The organism is Brevundimonas sp. (genome assembly GCF_046299535.1).
Lineage (GTDB): Bacteria > Pseudomonadota > Alphaproteobacteria > Caulobacterales > Caulobacteraceae > Brevundimonas.
The window spans coordinates 146,822-162,347 of sequence record NZ_JBKBIB010000001.1; the positions used below are offsets into that span (position 1 = coordinate 146,822).

Genomic DNA, 15,526 nt, shown 5'->3' on the forward strand with positions numbered 1-15,526 from the left:
AACTGACTAGCTAGCGCCCGCCCGTTTCAGGTCCGGCGGCGTCGCCTCGTCTGTCAGGACGCGGATGGCCTCTTCCACCGTCAGGATCTCCTGGGCCTGGGAGCCGAGGCGGCGCAGGGCCACCTTGCCCTCGGCGGCCTCGTTCCTGCCCACCACGGCGATGACCGGCACCTTGCCGACCGAGTGCTCGCGCACCTTGTAGCCGACCTTCTCGTTCCGCAGGTCCGTCTCGACCCGCAGGCCCGCGGCCTTGAACTTCGCGGCCACCTCTTCGGCATAGCCGTCGGCGTCGGAGGTGATGGTCGCCACCACCGCCTGCACCGGGGCCAGCCACAGCGGGAAGGCCCCGGCGTAGTTCTCGATCATGATGCCGATGAAGCGCTCGAACGACCCCAGGATCGCCCGGTGCAGCATGACCGGCCGGTGCTTCTGGCCGTCCTCGGCGATGTAGGAGGCGTCAAGCCGCTCGGGCAGCACATAGTCCAGCTGGATGGTGCCGCAGGTCCATTCGCGGCCGATGGCGTCCTTGACGATGAAGTCCAGCTTGGGCGCGTAGAAGGCGCCGTCGCCCTCGGTCACCACCGGCTCCGTGCCCGCGGCGCGGGCGGACTCGGCCATCAGGGCCTCGGCCTTGTCCCAGAATTCGTCGGACCCGGCCCGCACCTCGGGGCGCGTGCCCAGGCTGATGTAGGCGGTCTCCATGCCCAGATCGGCGTGGACGCTGCGCGCCAGTTCGATGAAGGCCGAGGTCTCGGCGACGATCTGGTCCTCGCGGCAGAAGATGTGGGCGTCGTCCTGGGTGAAGCCGCGCACCCGCATCAGGCCGTGCAGGGCGCCCGACGGCTCATAGCGGTGGCAGGCCCCGAACTCGGCCATGCGCAGGGGCAGTTCGCGATAGGAGCGCTGGCCCTGATCGAAGATCTGCACGTGGCCGGGGCAGTTCATGGGCTTGAGCGACAGGGTCTCGCCCTCCACCGTCTCGCACACGAACATGTTGGGCCGGTATTTCTCCCAGTGGCCCGAGGCCTCCCAGAATTTGCGGTCCAGCACCTGGGGCGTCTTGACCTCCACATAGCCGGCCGCGTCCAGGCGGCGGCGCATGTAGTCCTCGATCACCCGCCACAGCACCCAGCCCTTGGGGTGCCAGAACACCATGCCCCGGCCCTCTTCCTGCATGTGGAAGAGCTCCATGGCGCGGCCGACCTTGCGGTGGTCGCGCTTCTCGGCCTCCTCGAGGCGCTGCAGGTGGGCGTCCAGATCCTCTTTCGTGGCCCAGGCGGTGCCGTAGATGCGCTGCAGCTGGGCGTTGCGGTGATCGCCGCGCCAGTAGGCGCCCGCCAGCTTGGTCAGCTTGAAGGCCTTGCCCACGAATTTGGTCGATGGGAAGTGCGGCCCCCGGCACAGGTCCAGCCACTCGCCCTGACGGTAGACCGTAATGGTCTCGGTTTCCGGCAGGTCGCGGATGATCTCGGCCTTGTAGGCCTCGCCGATGCCCTCGAAATATTTGATCGCCTCGTTGCGGTCCCAGACCTCGCGCTCCAGCTTCGCGCCACGATCGATGATCTCGGCCATCTTCTTCTCGATGGCGGCGAAGTCGTCGGTGGAGAAGGGCTCGTCGCGGGCGAAGTCGTAGTAGAAGCCGTCCTCGATGGCCGGGCCGATGGTGACCTGGGTGCCGGGGAACAGGCTCTGCACCGCCTCGGCCATGACGTGGGCAGCGTCGTGGCGGATGGTGGCCAGGGCGGCGGGGTCCTCACGCATCAGCAGGCGGAAGTCGCCGCTGGTCTCAAGGGTGCGGTCCAGATCCAGCTGGGCGCCGTTCAGCTCGACCAGCGCGGCCCTCTTGGCCAGCGACGGGGAGATGGACGCGGCCACCTCGCGGCCCGTCACACCTGCGGGATACTGGCGCGCGGCGCCGTCGGGAAATTTGAGCTCGATCATGATGGCGCTGTCTTAATGGCGGGCGCGCCCACGGCATAGCCCCCTTGTCCGGCTGCGACTTGCAGGGCGCGAATTACAGGTTAGCCTTGGGGCATGTTCAAGCCCCTGCTCATGGTCGGCCTGCTCGCCGCCAGCCCCGTCATGGCCCAACCGGGCGCCGCCGACCGTCATCATTACCCGGCCGGCCAGGCTGCGACCGTGGACTTCAGCCTCCAGGAACGCAGCCCGCGAGGCGGTCGAACCACTTCGATCTACAGGACCTATCGCCCCAATGTTTCGTTTGACGGCGGTCCGCGGGTGGAATGCGTGGTGGCGGTTCCCGGCGGGGGCGGCGTCGCTCCGGGAACGACCCGACGCATCACCCTGACCTGTCCCGTGCCGCTGCGCGAAGGACAGACCTTCGAGGCCTTCGAGCGGGACCGCCCGGTCGGGACAGGAGTCGTTACAGCTCCCCTGTAAACGGGCTGCCCGGTTCAGGCGGCTTCCAGACCATAGGCCCCGTGCAGCGCCCGCACCGCCAGTTCGGCGTAGGCGGCGTCGATCAGCACGCTGATCTTGATCTCGGAGGTGGAAATGGCCTGGATCTTCACGCCCTTGTCGGCCAGGGCCTGGAACATGGTCTGGGCCACGCCCGCGTGGCTGCGCATGCCCACCCCGATGACCGAGACCTTGGCCACGTCCTCGTCCACCGCCACCTCGTCGAAGCCCAGCTCCCCTTGGGCGGCGCGGGTCAGGTCGGCGGCGCGCGAGGCGTCGCGGCGGCCGGTGGTGAAGGTCAGGTTCACGGTCTCGGGCGTGCGGGCGCGGGACTGGACGATCATGTCCACGTTCACGTTCGCTTCCGCCAGCAGGGTGAACAGCCGCGCGGTGGTCTCGATCCGGTCCGGCAGACCCAGCAGGGTGATGCGGGCCTCGTCGCCGCTCATGGTCACCCCCGACACGATGCGCTTTTCCACGATCTCGTCCTCTTCACAGATCAGGGTGCCCGACTTCTCGGGCAGGGTTCCGTTCTCGTCCGGTTCGATGAAGCTGGACAGCACCCGCACGGGCACCTGCTTCGCCATGGCCAGCTCCACCGAGCGGGTCTGCAGCACCTTGGCGCCAAGGGACGCCATCTCCAGCATCTCCTCGTAGGACACCCGCTCCAGCCGGCGCGCCTTCTGCTCGATGCGCGGGTCGGTGGTGTAGACCCCGTCCACGTCGGTGTAGATGTCGCACGGGCAGCCCAGCGCCGCGGCCACCGCCACCGCCGAGGTGTCCGAGCCGCCCCGGCCGAGGGTGGTGATCCGGCCGTCGCGGGTCACCCCCTGAAAGCCCGGCACCACCGCCACCTGGCCGGAGTCCACCGCCGCGCCCAGCACCTCGCCGGGAATGTCCTCGATGCGCGCCCGGCCGTGGGCGTCATCGGTGAGGATCGGGATCTGCCAGCCCATCCAGCTGCGGGCGTCCAGACCCAGATTGCGCAGGGTCAGGGCCAGCAGCCCCGCCGTCACCTGTTCGCCCGAGGCCACCACCACGTCGTATTCGTCGTCGGACAGGGCAACGCCCGCCCCCGGCTTGCCCGCCCCGTCGGTCCAGGCCACCAGTTCATTGGTCTTGCCGGCCATGGCCGAGACCACCACCGCCACCTTGCGCCCGGCCCTGACCTCAGCGGCGACGATGCGCGCGGCGCGGCGGATGCGCTCCAGGTCCCCCATGGAGGTGCCGCCGAACTTCATCACCAGGCGCGTCATCGTGGCGCGAATCCCCCGTTGCAAACCGCGGCCCGGGCGTTCATCCCTTGAGCCATGGCCGCTTCTAGTCACACCCGCCCGGCGCGAGAAGCCCCGCCGCCGCAAGAAATCCTCGCCGATGGCGCCAGCGGCGCTTCCATCGACCCGGCCGACGTGGCGCGCTTCTCGGCCCAGGCGGCGGAATGGTGGGACGCCAAAGGCCCCTTCGCCCCCCTGCACAAGTTCAATCCGGCCCGTCTGGCCTTCGTGCGCGATCAGGCCGCCGCCCGCTTCGGCCGCGACAGCCGCGCCCGCAAGCCGTTCCAGGGCCTGTCCCTGCTGGACGTGGGCTGCGGCGGCGGGCTGATCGCCGAGCCCATGAGCCGTCTGGGCTTTGCGGTCACCGCCATCGACGCCTCGGCCGAGAACATCGGCACCGCCCGCGCCCATGCGGCGCCGCAGGGTCTGCCCATCGCCTACCGGGCCGCCACGGTCGAGCAGCTGGAGGCGGAACGCGCCGGTCCCTTCGACGTGGTCCTGACTATGGAGGTGATCGAGCATGTCCGCGATCCGGAGGCCTTCATCCGCACCTGTTCGCGGCTGACGGCCCCCGGCGGCCTGATGATCGTGGCCACCCTCAACCGCACCCTGAAGTCGCTGGCGCTCGGCAAGGTCGCCGCCGAATACGTCCTGCGCTGGGTGCCCGCCGGCACCCATGACTGGCGCCAGTTCCTCAAGCCGGACGAAATCCGCCTGATGCTGTCGCACGAGCCGGTTGCAGTGGAAGGCCCGTTCGGGATCGCGTATGATCCGCTCTCTGACCGATGGTCGCAGGGCGTGGACGCGGACGTGAACTACATGATGGTCGCCACCCGCGACTGACGCCTGAACTATAATAGTTTCAACACCTTCCGGGGAGGAAGAGTCATGTTGTTGCTTGTTTCAGTGTTCGCCGCATTATCCCTGAACGCCACCCAGCCTGCAGAGCCCATCACAGACTGGCGCGAGGCGGTCCGCTGTCTGGCCGCCTTCGAGACCGCCGCCTCCAAGAGCTTCGCCGCCCACGTCCAGGACTCGGGCGCCGGTCACGACGACCGGGCCGTCCTGTATGACGACCTGGCCATGTCCCTGATCGGCAGCATGGGCGAGCGCTTCGACTTCGCCCGCATGGAGCAGGCCGAAACCATCCGGGCGCGGGAGGCCCAGGCCCTGGAGTCGCGGTCCACCGAGGAGGTCACGGCTCTGGCCGACCAGTGCCGCGCCCGGCTGCCGGATCCGCCGGTCATGCCCTGACGGGGCGCACCATATAGACGGCGTCAGGCCCATAGCTGGACAGTTTCGCGGCCAGGGCAGGGCTGGACCGGACGATGAAGCCCTGTCGCGTCCAGAACGGCGCGGCGTTGTTGACGGCGGTCAGGCTGACGGCGGGCAGGCCGGCGGCCTTTGCCGCCTCCACCGCCAGGGCGGTTCCGCGCGCCGCATGTCCGCCGCCGCGCGCACCGGAGGCGAGGGCCAGGTCATGCAGATAATAGACCTCGGGCGCTTTGGGGAGGGCGGGCAGCAGAGCGTTCAGCGCCGGGGCGGCGTCCAGCATCCACGGATAGCTGACCAGATAGCCGGCCACCAGGCCGCTCTCATCGACCAGAACCCGGCATCCGGCCGGATACAGATCCAGGCGATTGGCGAAACAGGCGCGGTCTTCGGGATGGTCCGGGAAAGCCTCGGCGGCGACCTGCACGACGCCATCGAGATCGGCGTCCGTCATTGGCCGCCACGTCAGGGCGCCGAATGCGGCTTTGGACAAGGCCGGGCCGCCTTTCAGGATCGGATCAGGGCTGGCCCTGGGCCTGACCGGCGCGGGCGGTCTGGATGGCGTCGCGGGTGGCGCCCTCCGCGCTGCGATAGACGAAGCCGTAGGTGGGATAGACGGTGGACCCCAGGCCGTTGATGGGGTTGTACCAGACCTTGACCCGGCTCCAGTCGCCGGCGGGCGACACGTCCACCACGGTGACGTTCTCCTCGACCCGGCCGCGGCTGCCGCCCCAGTTGGCGTGGGTGACGCGGATGACCCGCTCGGTCAGGATGTCGCTGACCACCGCCACGTGACCCCGGTTCATGCGGCCGTGGGGCTGGAACACCAGCACCGATCCGGCCTCGGGCGCCTCGCCGGTGCGGAAATTGCTGACGGCCTGACGCCACCAGGTCCAGGCGTCGCCGAAGATCTGGATGCCGGACAGCAGGCGCGCGAAGGTCACGCACTGCCAGTAGGGTTCATCGGCTCTGACGGTCTGGGGCGTGGCGAGGGTGAAAACCCCAAGCGAGACCGCAACCATTGCGGCGGTGAGCCGTTTCATCATTCTGGCGTGCTCCGGACGTTTCGCGTCACAAGGCATAAATCATGTTCGCGAAGGGTTGAAGAACCCTTTCCGGGATCAATTTGGGTCTTTTCGTGGCGATCGGCGGTGGGCGAAATCCGCCATTCAGGTGCGCGGCTGGCCCTGTTCGTCCGTATTCATCAGGAAATCCACCGAGGCCGCGCAGCCGTTCAGGGCCTCCTCGCCGATCTGCACCCGCGCCGTCAGGGGATAGGTGCGGTCGCTCATGCCGTCCGAACAGGGCGTCTCGATCAAGGTGACGTTCAGGGCCCGGCCCTGATCGGTCTGGCCGCTCCAGCTGGCCGTGGTTCCCGCAATCTGGGGCCCGGCGTTGGGCGCGCGCTCCTCGGGCCGGTCGACGCCGTCATAGACCAGACCGTCGCCATTGATGTTGACCGCCCAGAAGGGCTCGGTCCCGATCACCCGCAGGGGCTCTGTCAGAGTCACCCCGCCCAGAACCGCCTCGGGCGCGGCCGGCGCGGGCGCGGGTTGATCCGGCGCTTCGCCCTCCGCACAGGCGCCCAGGGTCAGGGCGGCGAAAGGAGCGAGGACGGCGAGGATGGCTGGGGCGCGCATGATCAGGTCTCCGTATTCAGTTGCAGACTGCCTGCGCCGACGACAGTCGTGCAAGGGGGCGCGTGGTGGGCTAGCGTCGCCGCATGGCGAATCGCGGGCCGTTCAACCTTTATGAGTTCTTCGCCGGGGGCGGGCTGGCCGGGCTGGGCCTGACCGGGTTTCGCACGACCTTCGCCAATGACCTCGACCGGGCCAAGGCGGCCAGCTGGCGGGCCAATCACGCCGATCCGGACATCCTGAAACTGGCCGATGTCTGGGACCTGACGCCGAGCGACCTGCCGGGCCGGGCCGACCTGGCCTGGGCGTCGTCGCCCTGTCAGGACGTCAGCCTTGCGGGCGCGCGGGGCGGGCTGGACGCCCGGCGTTCGGGCGCCTTCTGGGGATTCTGGCGGCTCATGACCGGCCTGGCCGAACAGGGCCGGGCCCCGCGCCTCATCGTCATCGAGAACGTCATGGGCCTTCTCACCTCCAATCAGGGGCGCGATTTCGCCGCCGTATGCCAGGCGCTTCACGACGGCGGCTATGTGTTCGGGGCGGTGGAGGCGGACGCGGCCCTGTGGCTGCCCCAGTCGCGGCCGCGCCTGTTCATCATCGCTTCTCGCGAGCCGGTGGCGGGGGGCGAGGAGGGGGAGCATCCCTTTCATACCGGCCGCATCCGCGCCGCCCAGGCGGCTCTGCCGGACGAACTGAAGGCCGGCTGGATCTGGTGGCGGCTGGCCGCGCCGGCGCGCCGCAACACCGATCTGGCCGCCCTGCTTCAGCCGGATCAGTCCGCCGGCTGGCTGGATGAGACCAGCGCCGCGGCTCTGCTGGACCTGTTGTCGCCCCTGCACCGGGCGCGTCTGGATGCGGTGATCGCCTCGGGCGAACGGCGCGTCGGCGCGGCCTATCGACGGGTGCGCACGGAGAATGGGGCCAAGATCCAGCGGCTGGAGATCCGCTTTGACGGCCTGGCCGGATGCCTGCGCACGCCGGCCGGGGGCTCGTCACGCCAGTTCGTGGTGGTCTGTGAGGGGGGACGGGCCCGCGTGCGGCGTCTGACCGGGCGCGAGGCTGCGCGGCTGATGGGCCTGCCGGAAAGCTACGCCTTGCCGGCCAGCGAAGTGGCGGCGCTGAAGCTGATGGGAGACGCGGTGGCCGTGCCGGTGGTCCGCGCCCTGGCGGATCAGATCCTGCGGCCGCTGCTGGAGCGCGGGGTCAGAACCGCCGCCTGATTCGCTCGTCGGCGGACTCGACGCGGTCGTCGTGGCCGCTGCGGGCCGAGTGAAAGGCCAGCATCATCAGACCGGCGCTCAGCAGGGCCGTGCCGACCACGCCGATGCCCAGGGCGATCCAGCCGTGAACCGTCATGGGCGACGCGCCGATGGCCTCCCAGGCCCACCCCATGGCCGCCACGGACAGACCTGACAGAACAGCGGCGCCCAGAAGGATCAGCGCCACGCGTCCGCGCGGCCCCGGCCCCTTTCGGCGCGGAGCCGACGATGCCCGGGGATCCGGGGCGGGCGCGGAGGCCGGCATGGTCAGGCCCGATCGATCAGTTCTGGACCCACTGGCCCTGGGCGTTGCGGTACCATTCGCCCCGCGAGAGGCGGGCGCGCAGCAGGGCCTCGAACATGCGGGCGGCGGCCACCTCGGTGGACACGCCGGTCTCGGCGGCGCGGGCGGCGTAGGCCTGACGGCGGGCGTCATTGGTGACGCGCACGGCCTCTTGCAGGGCGGAGTCCGAGGATCCGGCGCGGAAGCCCAGATAGCCGTCGGCCTGCTCGCCCACCACGCCCTCGACCTTGGCCTGGTCGATCAGGGACTTCTGTGCGTTGGTCTGGGCCAGGGCGGCGCCGGCTACGCCGAGGGCGGCGACAGCGGCGCCGATTACGAACAGCTTGCGAAAATTCATCATCCGATCCTCCGATCAGAACAGGTTGGGGTTCTCTTCCAGAAGCTGACGCAGCTCCTGGTCGAGACGGACACGCACGTCGGCGTCCAGCTTGGCGTATATCTGGATCGGGTCCACCTGCAGGCGGATCGTGGGGGCGCAGGCGGCCGCGGACCCGATCAGGGCGATGCCGCAGACGGCGATGATTTCACGTTTCGAGATCATGGGCGGCAGGCTCCACGGCTTACGGGTTCGCATCCAACAAGCGCCATCTAGCCTGAACCGGCCCTGAACGGCGAAGTTTCATCAATCTTCACGAGAATTTTCGTCACGTTCGCCGCGTCGGGCCCGATTAAGGGACAGGAGGTCCGAAACCAGCTCGTTCAGGTTCAGGGTGGTGTCCAGGGTCAGGTCGATCTCGGTGCCCGACGGCAGGGGCAGTTCGCGATTCAGGAAGTCCCGGCTGATCAACTCCGACAGGGTCAGGCGCAACTCCTGTCGCTGGGCCGGATCATGCCTGCCCCGGATTCGGAACAGCACGCCGAGCCTGCCTTCGTCCAGGCTGTTGACCTGGGCCGTCAGGATGTCGAAGGCCAGATCCTCCATGGCCTGGTAGGCCAGGTCCTGAACCACGTTGGGCGGCACATCCTCGCCCCCGCCGCCCGCCTCCAGCCCGCTCAGGGCCTCGCGTTCGATCTCCAGACGGCCAGGCTGAACCGCATACAGCGAGCCGTCGACCACCCGGAAGCCGTTGGCCTGATCCCAGGTGAACGGCACGCGCCCCGATACGACTGCGTTCAACAGCACCTGTTCGCCGAAGCCCGCGCCGCCGATCAGTTCGCTCAACTGCACGTTCTCGAACACCAGCGTCCCGGCGAAGGGCAAGGTGCGGTCCAGCGGCACGGTGAACGGCTCGATGATCACCTGACCGCCGGCCACGTCCAGATCCACGCCCGAGACCTGGAAGGATCCAGCCCCCAGTTCAAACAGGAGATTCAGGTCCGTGATCGGCGCCAGGGCCGCCAGCCCCTCGGCGGTCAGGCGCTGATCGGGCGCGGTGATCAGGGGCGTGAGGCTGGTGAAGGCCACCTCGCCGTTCAGGCCCGTCACCGGCCCGACCGGACTGACGAAATCCAGGTCCCGCACCGTCAGCACGCCGCTGCTGGTCGCGCCCTCGGGCGTCCAGTCGAATCGGCCTGTAAAGCCCGCGCCGCCGATCACGGGCGGATCGACCAAACCGGCGGTCAGGGGGGTCACATCACCCGGCTGCAGGCCACCCTCTGCGAACGTCAGGCCCGAGGCGTCGAAGGCCACGCCGCCCGCCTCTGCGCGCCCGTCATGCTTCAGGTCCACCGACCCGAGCCTGTGCGGGCCTCGCGACAGGTCGAACCGGCCCTGCCAGACATCTTCCGCCAGGGAAACAGCGCCTGCGGCCTCCAGCGGATAGAAGCGCTGCGGCTGGGTCGTGTCGGCCGCCCGTGCGGTTTCGACCTCCGCCTCCAGAGCCAGCCCGTCGCTGGTCCCGCGCACCGTGAGCGGCCCGGCGATATTGCTGAAACCCATGGCCAGGAAAGGAACTTCGGCGGCGGCGTCCTGCATGCGCCCGGCGGCCGTCCAGCCCCCGTCCGCCACGGTGACCAGCGGTCCGTCACGGGCGCACAAGGCGCCCGACAATCCCCGGGCGTCGTTCTCGCCGAAGGCCAGCTGCGCCGCGGTGATCGCCACACAGCCGTCCGGGCGGAATGTGAGCCGTCCGCCGCCGGACGTGAGGGTCCCGGCCCCCGCCACGTTCACATCGCGCGCGAAGCCGAAGTTAAAGCCCGCCGCGCCGTCCAGGAGGGCGGTGAATCCGCCGGAGGTCAGGCGCCATTGCGGAACGGCGACCCGCACATCCGTCTCCGGCGCCGTTCCCGTCAGAATCAAGGCCCCGCCGCCGGTCTGACCCGGCCTCGCGGCGTACAGCGGGGCGCCGGAGTGGGCGCCCAGCGTGATCAGGCCGCCGTTCAGGGGGGTGATGCGCGCCGCCTGGCCCAGCACCAGTTCCGTGCCGGTGCTGCCGGTCCTCAGCCGGAACGACGACGCCTCCAGACCGAAGCCGCCCAGCGCCTGCTTCAGGGCCGCCAGCTCGGGCGGATCGTCGGCGCCCGGTTCGCCCAGCAGCGGCCAGCGGCCCCGCGCGGCCCGGAGCCGCCCGGCCGCCTCCACCAGCACGACGCCCTGACCGGTCACGTCGGCGTCCATCCGCCCGTCGATGCCGGTGAGGCTCAGGTCGCCGAACTGCAGGCGGCGCGCGCGGAAGGAAGCCGGGGCCGTCATCTCGAAGGCGCTCGCCCGACCCGCGCCGCTGCGCCCGCCCGCCGATACGGCGCCGGAGCGGACATCCAGACCCGCCAGCGTCAGGTCGCCCGACCGCATACGGTCGGCCAGCAGCGTCATGGGCCCGTCCAGCCGCCATCGCAGGGCGCCGTCACGCCGGCTCATGTCCAGCACTGTCTCGCTGATCGACATGCGCGCGCCGGAGGCGCTGGTCTGGCCGAGGGTCAGGACGTCGGCGCCGATCATGCCCTCGCTTTCGCCCGAGAGGGTGAAGGACTCGAGCCAGCCGTTCACCCGGCCGTTCAGGCCGACCCGCGCGCCCACGGCCCGACCGGACACATCGCCAGCCTCCAGCCGCCCGGCCGCCAGGGTCGCGGTCAGGTGGAGATCGCCTTCGCTGCGCCGCGCGTTGAGGTCGGGGTAGGGGGCCTCGCCGATCAACCCCGCGCGTACGGCCTCGCCCGACAGCCCCGGGGCGTTGACCTCCGCGAAGACTGCTGCGACGTCGAACCGGGTGCGCTCCCCCGTGGTGGCCAGATCCAGACGGGCGCCCGAAAGGGCCAGATGCGTGTCGCCGCTGACCAGATTCGCTTCCGCCGCCCGCGCGCTCAGTCGCATCAGACGCCCGTCCTCGATCCGGGCGTCGGCGCGCACGTCCAGAGGTCCGTAGTCTGTGGTCAGAAGCAACCGGCCCTGTTCGATCAGAACCAGCGGTCCGCGGGCGTCCGGACCCGGCGGGCGACCGCGGAACTCGTCGATCAGGGGGTCCAGCGATCCCATGCTGAACACTCCGTCACGCCAGCCGGCCCGCAGGATCGGGCGGATCAGGCGGATGCGGCTTGGAGTCACGCCCAGCCCGGACGGAGACCAAGGAAGACCCAGGGCGTAGTCCATTTCGACCCGCTCGACGGAAAAGTCCGGATTGTCCCTGTCGCCGACGCGGATGCGGGCCGTCAGGGTGTCCAGCTCAAGCCGTTCGATCTGGACGTCGGCCTCGATCCCCCGTTGTTCCAGCCAACCCACCAGAATCTGCCGGGCCGCCTCGCGGCGCGCGGCGTACAGCGACAGGGCGGCCGCCAGCAGCAGGCCCAGGATCACCAGCGCCACGACGAGCAGACGCCCGGGGCCGCCCCCGGGCCGGCGACGACGGCGGACGCCGTCGGGAATGACGGGGGAGGCCGGCTGGCTGATCTGGGTATCGCTCACGCGCGCTCCATCGTCCTGCATGGCCGCTACCGGGATAGCCGGAACGCGCGACCGCGCAAACCACCAGCCTTGAATCCTGCTTGGGGCGCTGGTCTTGCCCCTCGCCTGTGACGGTATTCGGGCGAACGGCGCAGCTTTACGCGCGATCTTCGGCAAACGCGGTTAAAACATCTCCTGCACGGAGAAAACGGTGGCGGTTAACGATTTGTAACGGGATGCTTCCCATTAAGGGACATGCGGGCTATAGGCTTCGGCTCGCATCTTCGGGGTTGACCAGCCCCGGCGAGACAGTTTTCAGTGACAAGGCGCCACGGTAAGGGCGCTGCCGAATGACGGGGACCGATGGCTCAGTTCGATCCACGCCGACAGCCCAGGCGCTTCACGCCGCATATTTTCACGGCGTCCGCCGCGGTCGCTGTGGCCCTGCTGGCCGGCAAGCTATACCAACCGGTCACAGCGGCGGAAGTTCCGCTCCTGACGGCCGAACAGATAGCCGCCCTCGAAATCCAGGCCTTCGCGTCCGCCGGCGCCCCGGCCGGCATGAGCCAGCCCGAGGCGGTCCAGGTCCAGATCCAGCGCGGCGAAACCCTGGAGCAGGCCATGCTGCGCACCGGCATCGGCGCCGACGAGGCCCGGGCCATCGTCCGCACGCTCGGAAATGCCTATGACGTGGTGAACATCCGCGCGGGCCAGCGCTTCGAAACCGCCATCTCGCGGCCCCGCGCCGGACGCGGCGACGCCCGCCTGATCGGGCTGACGGTGCGCACCGGGCCGGCCACCCAGCTGACCGTGTCGCGCAGCTTCGACGGCGCGCTGCGTCTTCGCGAGCTCGAGGAGCAGGTCACCAACGAAACCACGGTCGCCACCGGCGAGATTCACGGCTCCCTGTCCGCCTCTGCGGGTCGTCTTGGCGCCAATTCGCGCATCGTGGCCCAGGCCGTGCGCCTGTTCTCGCACAAGATCGACTTTTCGCGCGACATCAAGGCCGGTGACAGCTTCACCCTGGTGTTCGACCGCACCGTGACCGAAAGCGGCCGCACGGTGGACACCGGCGAACTGCTCTATGCCGAGATCAAGGGCCAGGTGTTCTATCGCTTCAAGCCCGAGGGCTCGAACGAGGCGAAATATTTCGACGCCGACGGCAAGAACATCCGCGGCTTCCTGCTGCGCACGCCCATCGACGGGGCGCGCATCTCGTCCAACTATGGCGTGCGCCGTCACCCGATCTCCGGCTACCAGCGCATGCACCAGGGCATGGACTTCGCCGCCCCTACGGGCACGCCTGTCTTCGCCGCTTCCGACGGCGTGGTGGTCGAGGCGCGTCGCTGGGGCGGCTACGGCAACTGGGTGCGTGTGCGCCACAGCAACGGCTGGGAAACCGGCTACGCCCACCTGTCGCGCTTCGCCCGCGGCCTGCGCCCCGGACAGCGGGTCAGCCAGGGCGATGTGATCGCCTATGTGGGGTCCACCGGAGCCTCAACGGGGCCGCACCTGCACTATGAAGTCTGGCGCAACGGCGCCCGGGTCAATCCGACCGGGGCGCAGATTCCGCAGGGGTCCGAGCTTTCGGGGCGTGAACTGGCCGCCTTCCAGGCTGAGCGTCGTCGCATCGACTCCCTGATCGCCGCGCGCCGCAACGGCGGCGCCGCGCCGACGCAGCAGGCCGCGACCGAAGGTCTTCGCCCCGCCCAGGGCTGATTTTCCCTCAGCGGGACGCAAGCCCCGGTCGGTCCGGGGCTACCCGCCGGGCCAGCGCCCGAGGCAGCGGCGAGGGCGTATCGGCGATCAGGCTCGCCACATGGTCCGCCAGCAGCGGAGCCGCTGTAAAGCCGCGTGATCCCAGACCGCCGAGAACGAACAGGCCCTCCTCCAGACGGCCCGCCACAGGCAGTCGGTCCCGGGTGGTCGCGCGGATCGCCGCATGGCGATGGATGTGGCCGGCCCCGAGCCGTCCTGCCAGTTGCGGCAACATCGCCTTCAGGGTTTCCAGATTGCGTTGATCGTCGGCGTCGCGCGCCGCTTCGTCGGTGTCGTTTCGGTCATGGGTGGCCCCGAACAGCACGCCCTCACCGGTGGGCGCGGCATAGCCGCCCCAGGCCGCACCCATGGCCGGCGCCCCGGCCAGGTCCGCCCAGCCCGCCTGTCCCCGGACAGGCTGAAGCCCCGCCACGCCCAACCCCGCTGCGCCCCACCCGGCGGCCAGCACCACGGCCCCCGCCCGGGCCAGCACCTCGCCGGCCTCGCCCAGGACGCGCCAGTCGGCGCCGCTTCGCTCCAGCCGCGCGGCCCGGGCCGTCACGCGTGGCGCGCCCGCAAGCCACGCGTCCAGTATCGCCGGCGGCCGGACGGTCAGGGCGTCATGCATCATAAGGCCGCCGACGCGCACCGCCTCGCCCAGCATCCCTGACGCCCGGGCGGCGTCCATGCGGGTCATGGCCGCGCTCCCCCAGATCGGCTGTCTCGCCACCTTGTCGAAGCGTCCCGCATCCCGGTCGCCATGCTCCAGTCTCAGCACGCCGCGCGACACCACCGCGCCCGCCACGCCGTCGTACAATTGTCCGGCCCGCTCCAGCGCCTGGGCGAATAGTTGGGCCAACTCCTCGTCGCCCACGTCCAGACGGGGAGTCGCCAGGGCGGCGGGAAAACCGGAAGCGCCCCTTGTCGCCTCCGCGATCACCAGGGGGTCGAGACCGAGCGCGCGCAGGGACCGGACCATGCTCGCCCCGGCGACGCCCGCCCCGAGGACCGCGACCCGGGTCGCGCCGGGATCCGCCCGCTTGCCTGGCAGGGCGGCTTCCAGCCGCTCCCTCTTGCGGCCGTGACCGGGCCGCTTGTGGACCTCGAACCCGCGCTCCGTCAGGCCTCGGCGAACGGCTCCCGCCACGGTGAATGTGGCCACGCGGGCGCCCGGCGCTGACCGGGCGGCCACGCCGTCCAGCACGGCGTCTGACCACATGTCCGGGTTCAGGGCCGGTGAGAACCCGTCCAGAAACCAGGCGTCGGCCATGCCGCTCCACTGGGCCAGGGCCTGGGCCACATCACCCACGAACAGGTCGATAGTCGCGTTCCACCCGGGCAGGTCCATGCGGTGAAAGCCCGGCGTGGCGTCTGGCCAGCGCGTCAACAGGGCCCGGGCGTCTTCGGCGATGTCGGGCCATGCGGACAGGGCGCGCGCGGCGTCCTGGCGCGAAACCGGAAAGCCTTCCACGGAAAAGACATGCAGGCGTCCCGTCGCGCCGCTCTCGCGCCACAGGTGCAGCAGGGCGGCGATGTTCAGTCCCGTGCCGAAGCCCAGCTCAGCCACGGTGAAGCCGGAGCGGCCCCGCCAGGCGTCCGGCAGGCCGCAGCCTTCGAGGAAAACCGCGCGGCTCTCTGCGAGGCCGTCCTCCATCGAATAGTAGACGTCGCCGAAGCGCCGGGATCGCGGCGCGCCGGGCTCGGACCAGTCCAGGCGGGCGTCGGGTGCGTCAGTCATGGACTGGGCTAGAGCATCCGCGTGGCGGCGCGATCAAGGCCGGACATGCAAA

General features: G+C 70.0%; 15 protein-coding genes. 5 read left to right on the plus strand and 10 right to left on the minus strand.

The genetic code is table 11. The annotated features are described in order from the left end of the window. Positions 1-6: 6 nt before the first annotated feature. Positions 7-1,941, minus strand: coding sequence for a threonine--tRNA ligase (gene thrS / locus ACK4FB_RS00790; protein ID WP_409746670.1), 1,935 nt, complete (start codon positions 1,939-1,941; stop codon positions 7-9). 93 nt (positions 1,942-2,034) lie between these two features. Between thrS and ACK4FB_RS00795 the strand changes: the two genes are divergently transcribed. Then, the gene (locus ACK4FB_RS00795) at positions 2,035-2,400 is read left to right on the plus strand and encodes a hypothetical protein (RefSeq protein WP_409746673.1); all 366 of its coding nucleotides are present in this window, start codon (positions 2,035-2,037) and stop codon (positions 2,398-2,400) included. Between the two features lie 14 nt (positions 2,401-2,414). Here the strand turns inward: ACK4FB_RS00795 and ACK4FB_RS00800 are convergent, their stop codons facing one another. After that, positions 2,415-3,674 (minus strand): aspartate kinase, encoded by a 1,260-nt coding sequence (locus ACK4FB_RS00800; protein WP_409746676.1) that lies wholly within the window; start codon positions 3,672-3,674, stop codon positions 2,415-2,417. Between the two features lie 54 nt (positions 3,675-3,728). On the opposite strand from ACK4FB_RS00800, the gene ubiG reads away from it, so the two are divergent. Both ubiG and ACK4FB_RS00810 read left to right on the plus strand, forming a co-directional pair. Beyond that, the gene (ubiG, locus tag ACK4FB_RS00805) at positions 3,729-4,535 is read left to right on the plus strand and encodes a bifunctional 2-polyprenyl-6-hydroxyphenol methylase/3-demethylubiquinol 3-O-methyltransferase UbiG (protein ID WP_409746679.1); all 807 of its coding nucleotides are present in this window, start codon (positions 3,729-3,731) and stop codon (positions 4,533-4,535) included. Between the two features lie 45 nt (positions 4,536-4,580). Continuing rightward, positions 4,581-4,946: a hypothetical protein gene (locus ACK4FB_RS00810; RefSeq protein WP_409746682.1), complete on the plus strand. Its 366-nt coding sequence runs from the start codon at positions 4,581-4,583 to the stop codon at positions 4,944-4,946. Here the strand turns inward: ACK4FB_RS00810 and ACK4FB_RS00815 are convergent. From ACK4FB_RS00815 to ACK4FB_RS00825, 3 genes are all read right to left on the minus strand, one after another. Then, positions 4,936-5,457 carry a GNAT family N-acetyltransferase gene (locus ACK4FB_RS00815; protein WP_409746685.1) on the minus strand — a complete coding sequence of 174 codons (522 nt, stop codon included), beginning with the start codon at positions 5,455-5,457 and terminating at the stop codon, positions 4,936-4,938. The two genes, ACK4FB_RS00810 and ACK4FB_RS00815, sit on opposite strands and share 11 nt — an antisense overlap. Before the next feature lie 25 nt (positions 5,458-5,482). After that, entirely contained in the window at positions 5,483-6,010 is a 528-nt protein-coding gene (locus tag ACK4FB_RS00820; protein WP_409746688.1) for a CHAP domain-containing protein, read from the minus strand. A 123-nt stretch (positions 6,011-6,133) separates the two neighbouring features. Next, a complete protein-coding gene (locus ACK4FB_RS00825) occupies positions 6,134-6,604 on the minus strand; it encodes a COG3650 family protein (protein ID WP_409746691.1) in 471 nt (156 codons plus the stop codon). A gap of 83 nt (positions 6,605-6,687) precedes the next feature. Between ACK4FB_RS00825 and ACK4FB_RS00830 the strand changes: the two genes are divergently transcribed. Next, positions 6,688-7,818, plus strand: coding sequence for a DNA cytosine methyltransferase (locus ACK4FB_RS00830; protein ID WP_409746693.1), 1,131 nt, complete (start codon positions 6,688-6,690; stop codon positions 7,816-7,818). Here ACK4FB_RS00830 and ACK4FB_RS00835 read toward each other — a convergent pair. The 4 genes from ACK4FB_RS00835 to ACK4FB_RS00850 form a co-directional block, all read right to left on the minus strand. Continuing rightward, positions 7,802-8,044, minus strand: a complete 243-nt coding sequence (locus tag ACK4FB_RS00835) for a hypothetical protein (protein ID WP_409746696.1) — start codon at positions 8,042-8,044, stop codon at positions 7,802-7,804. The genes ACK4FB_RS00830 and ACK4FB_RS00835 overlap by 17 nt on opposite strands. Before the next feature lie 94 nt (positions 8,045-8,138). Beyond that, on the minus strand, positions 8,139-8,501 hold the full coding sequence (locus tag ACK4FB_RS00840; RefSeq protein ID WP_409746699.1) for a DUF1318 domain-containing protein: 363 nt from the start codon (positions 8,499-8,501) through the stop codon (positions 8,139-8,141). A gap of 12 nt (positions 8,502-8,513) precedes the next feature. Beyond that, positions 8,514-8,702 (minus strand): YnbE family lipoprotein, encoded by a 189-nt coding sequence (locus tag ACK4FB_RS00845; RefSeq protein WP_409747077.1) that lies wholly within the window; start codon positions 8,700-8,702, stop codon positions 8,514-8,516. 81 nt (positions 8,703-8,783) lie between these two features. Beyond that, positions 8,784-11,999 carry a YdbH domain-containing protein gene (locus ACK4FB_RS00850; protein WP_409746702.1) on the minus strand — a complete coding sequence of 1,072 codons (3,216 nt, stop codon included), beginning with the start codon at positions 11,997-11,999 and terminating at the stop codon, positions 8,784-8,786. A gap of 342 nt (positions 12,000-12,341) precedes the next feature. Between ACK4FB_RS00850 and ACK4FB_RS00855 the strand changes: the two genes are divergently transcribed. Next, positions 12,342-13,697, plus strand: a complete 1,356-nt coding sequence (locus ACK4FB_RS00855; RefSeq protein WP_409746705.1) for a peptidoglycan DD-metalloendopeptidase family protein — start codon at positions 12,342-12,344, stop codon at positions 13,695-13,697. A gap of 7 nt (positions 13,698-13,704) precedes the next feature. Here the strand turns inward: ACK4FB_RS00855 and mnmD are convergent, their stop codons facing one another. Further along, positions 13,705-15,474, minus strand: coding sequence for a tRNA (5-methylaminomethyl-2-thiouridine)(34)-methyltransferase MnmD (mnmD, locus tag ACK4FB_RS00860; RefSeq protein ID WP_409746708.1), 1,770 nt, complete (start codon positions 15,472-15,474; stop codon positions 13,705-13,707). Positions 15,475-15,526: the final 52 nt, after the last annotated feature.

Excerpts from the sequence above, each read along its gene's own strand:
- thrS (WP_409746670.1), bottom strand. The coding sequence starts at position 1,941 with ATGATCGAGCTCAAATTTCCCGACGGCGCCGCGCGCCAGTATCCCGCA.
- ACK4FB_RS00795 (WP_409746673.1), top strand. The coding sequence starts at position 2,035 with ATGTTCAAGCCCCTGCTCATGGTCGGCCTGCTCGCCGCCAGCCCCGTC.
- ACK4FB_RS00800 (WP_409746676.1), bottom strand. The coding sequence starts at position 3,674 with ATGACGCGCCTGGTGATGAAGTTCGGCGGCACCTCCATGGGGGACCTG.
- ubiG (WP_409746679.1), top strand. The coding sequence starts at position 3,729 with ATGGCCGCTTCTAGTCACACCCGCCCGGCGCGAGAAGCCCCGCCGCCG.
- ACK4FB_RS00810 (WP_409746682.1), top strand. The coding sequence starts at position 4,581 with ATGTTGTTGCTTGTTTCAGTGTTCGCCGCATTATCCCTGAACGCCACC.
- ACK4FB_RS00820 (WP_409746688.1), bottom strand. The coding sequence starts at position 6,010 with ATGATGAAACGGCTCACCGCCGCAATGGTTGCGGTCTCGCTTGGGGTT.
- ACK4FB_RS00825 (WP_409746691.1), bottom strand. The coding sequence starts at position 6,604 with ATGCGCGCCCCAGCCATCCTCGCCGTCCTCGCTCCTTTCGCCGCCCTG.
- ACK4FB_RS00830 (WP_409746693.1), top strand. The coding sequence starts at position 6,688 with ATGGCGAATCGCGGGCCGTTCAACCTTTATGAGTTCTTCGCCGGGGGC.
- ACK4FB_RS00840 (WP_409746699.1), bottom strand. The coding sequence starts at position 8,501 with ATGATGAATTTTCGCAAGCTGTTCGTAATCGGCGCCGCTGTCGCCGCC.
- ACK4FB_RS00845 (WP_409747077.1), bottom strand. The coding sequence starts at position 8,702 with ATGATCTCGAAACGTGAAATCATCGCCGTCTGCGGCATCGCCCTGATC.
- ACK4FB_RS00855 (WP_409746705.1), top strand. The coding sequence starts at position 12,342 with ATGGCTCAGTTCGATCCACGCCGACAGCCCAGGCGCTTCACGCCGCAT.
- mnmD (WP_409746708.1), bottom strand. The coding sequence starts at position 15,474 with ATGACTGACGCACCCGACGCCCGCCTGGACTGGTCCGAGCCCGGCGCG.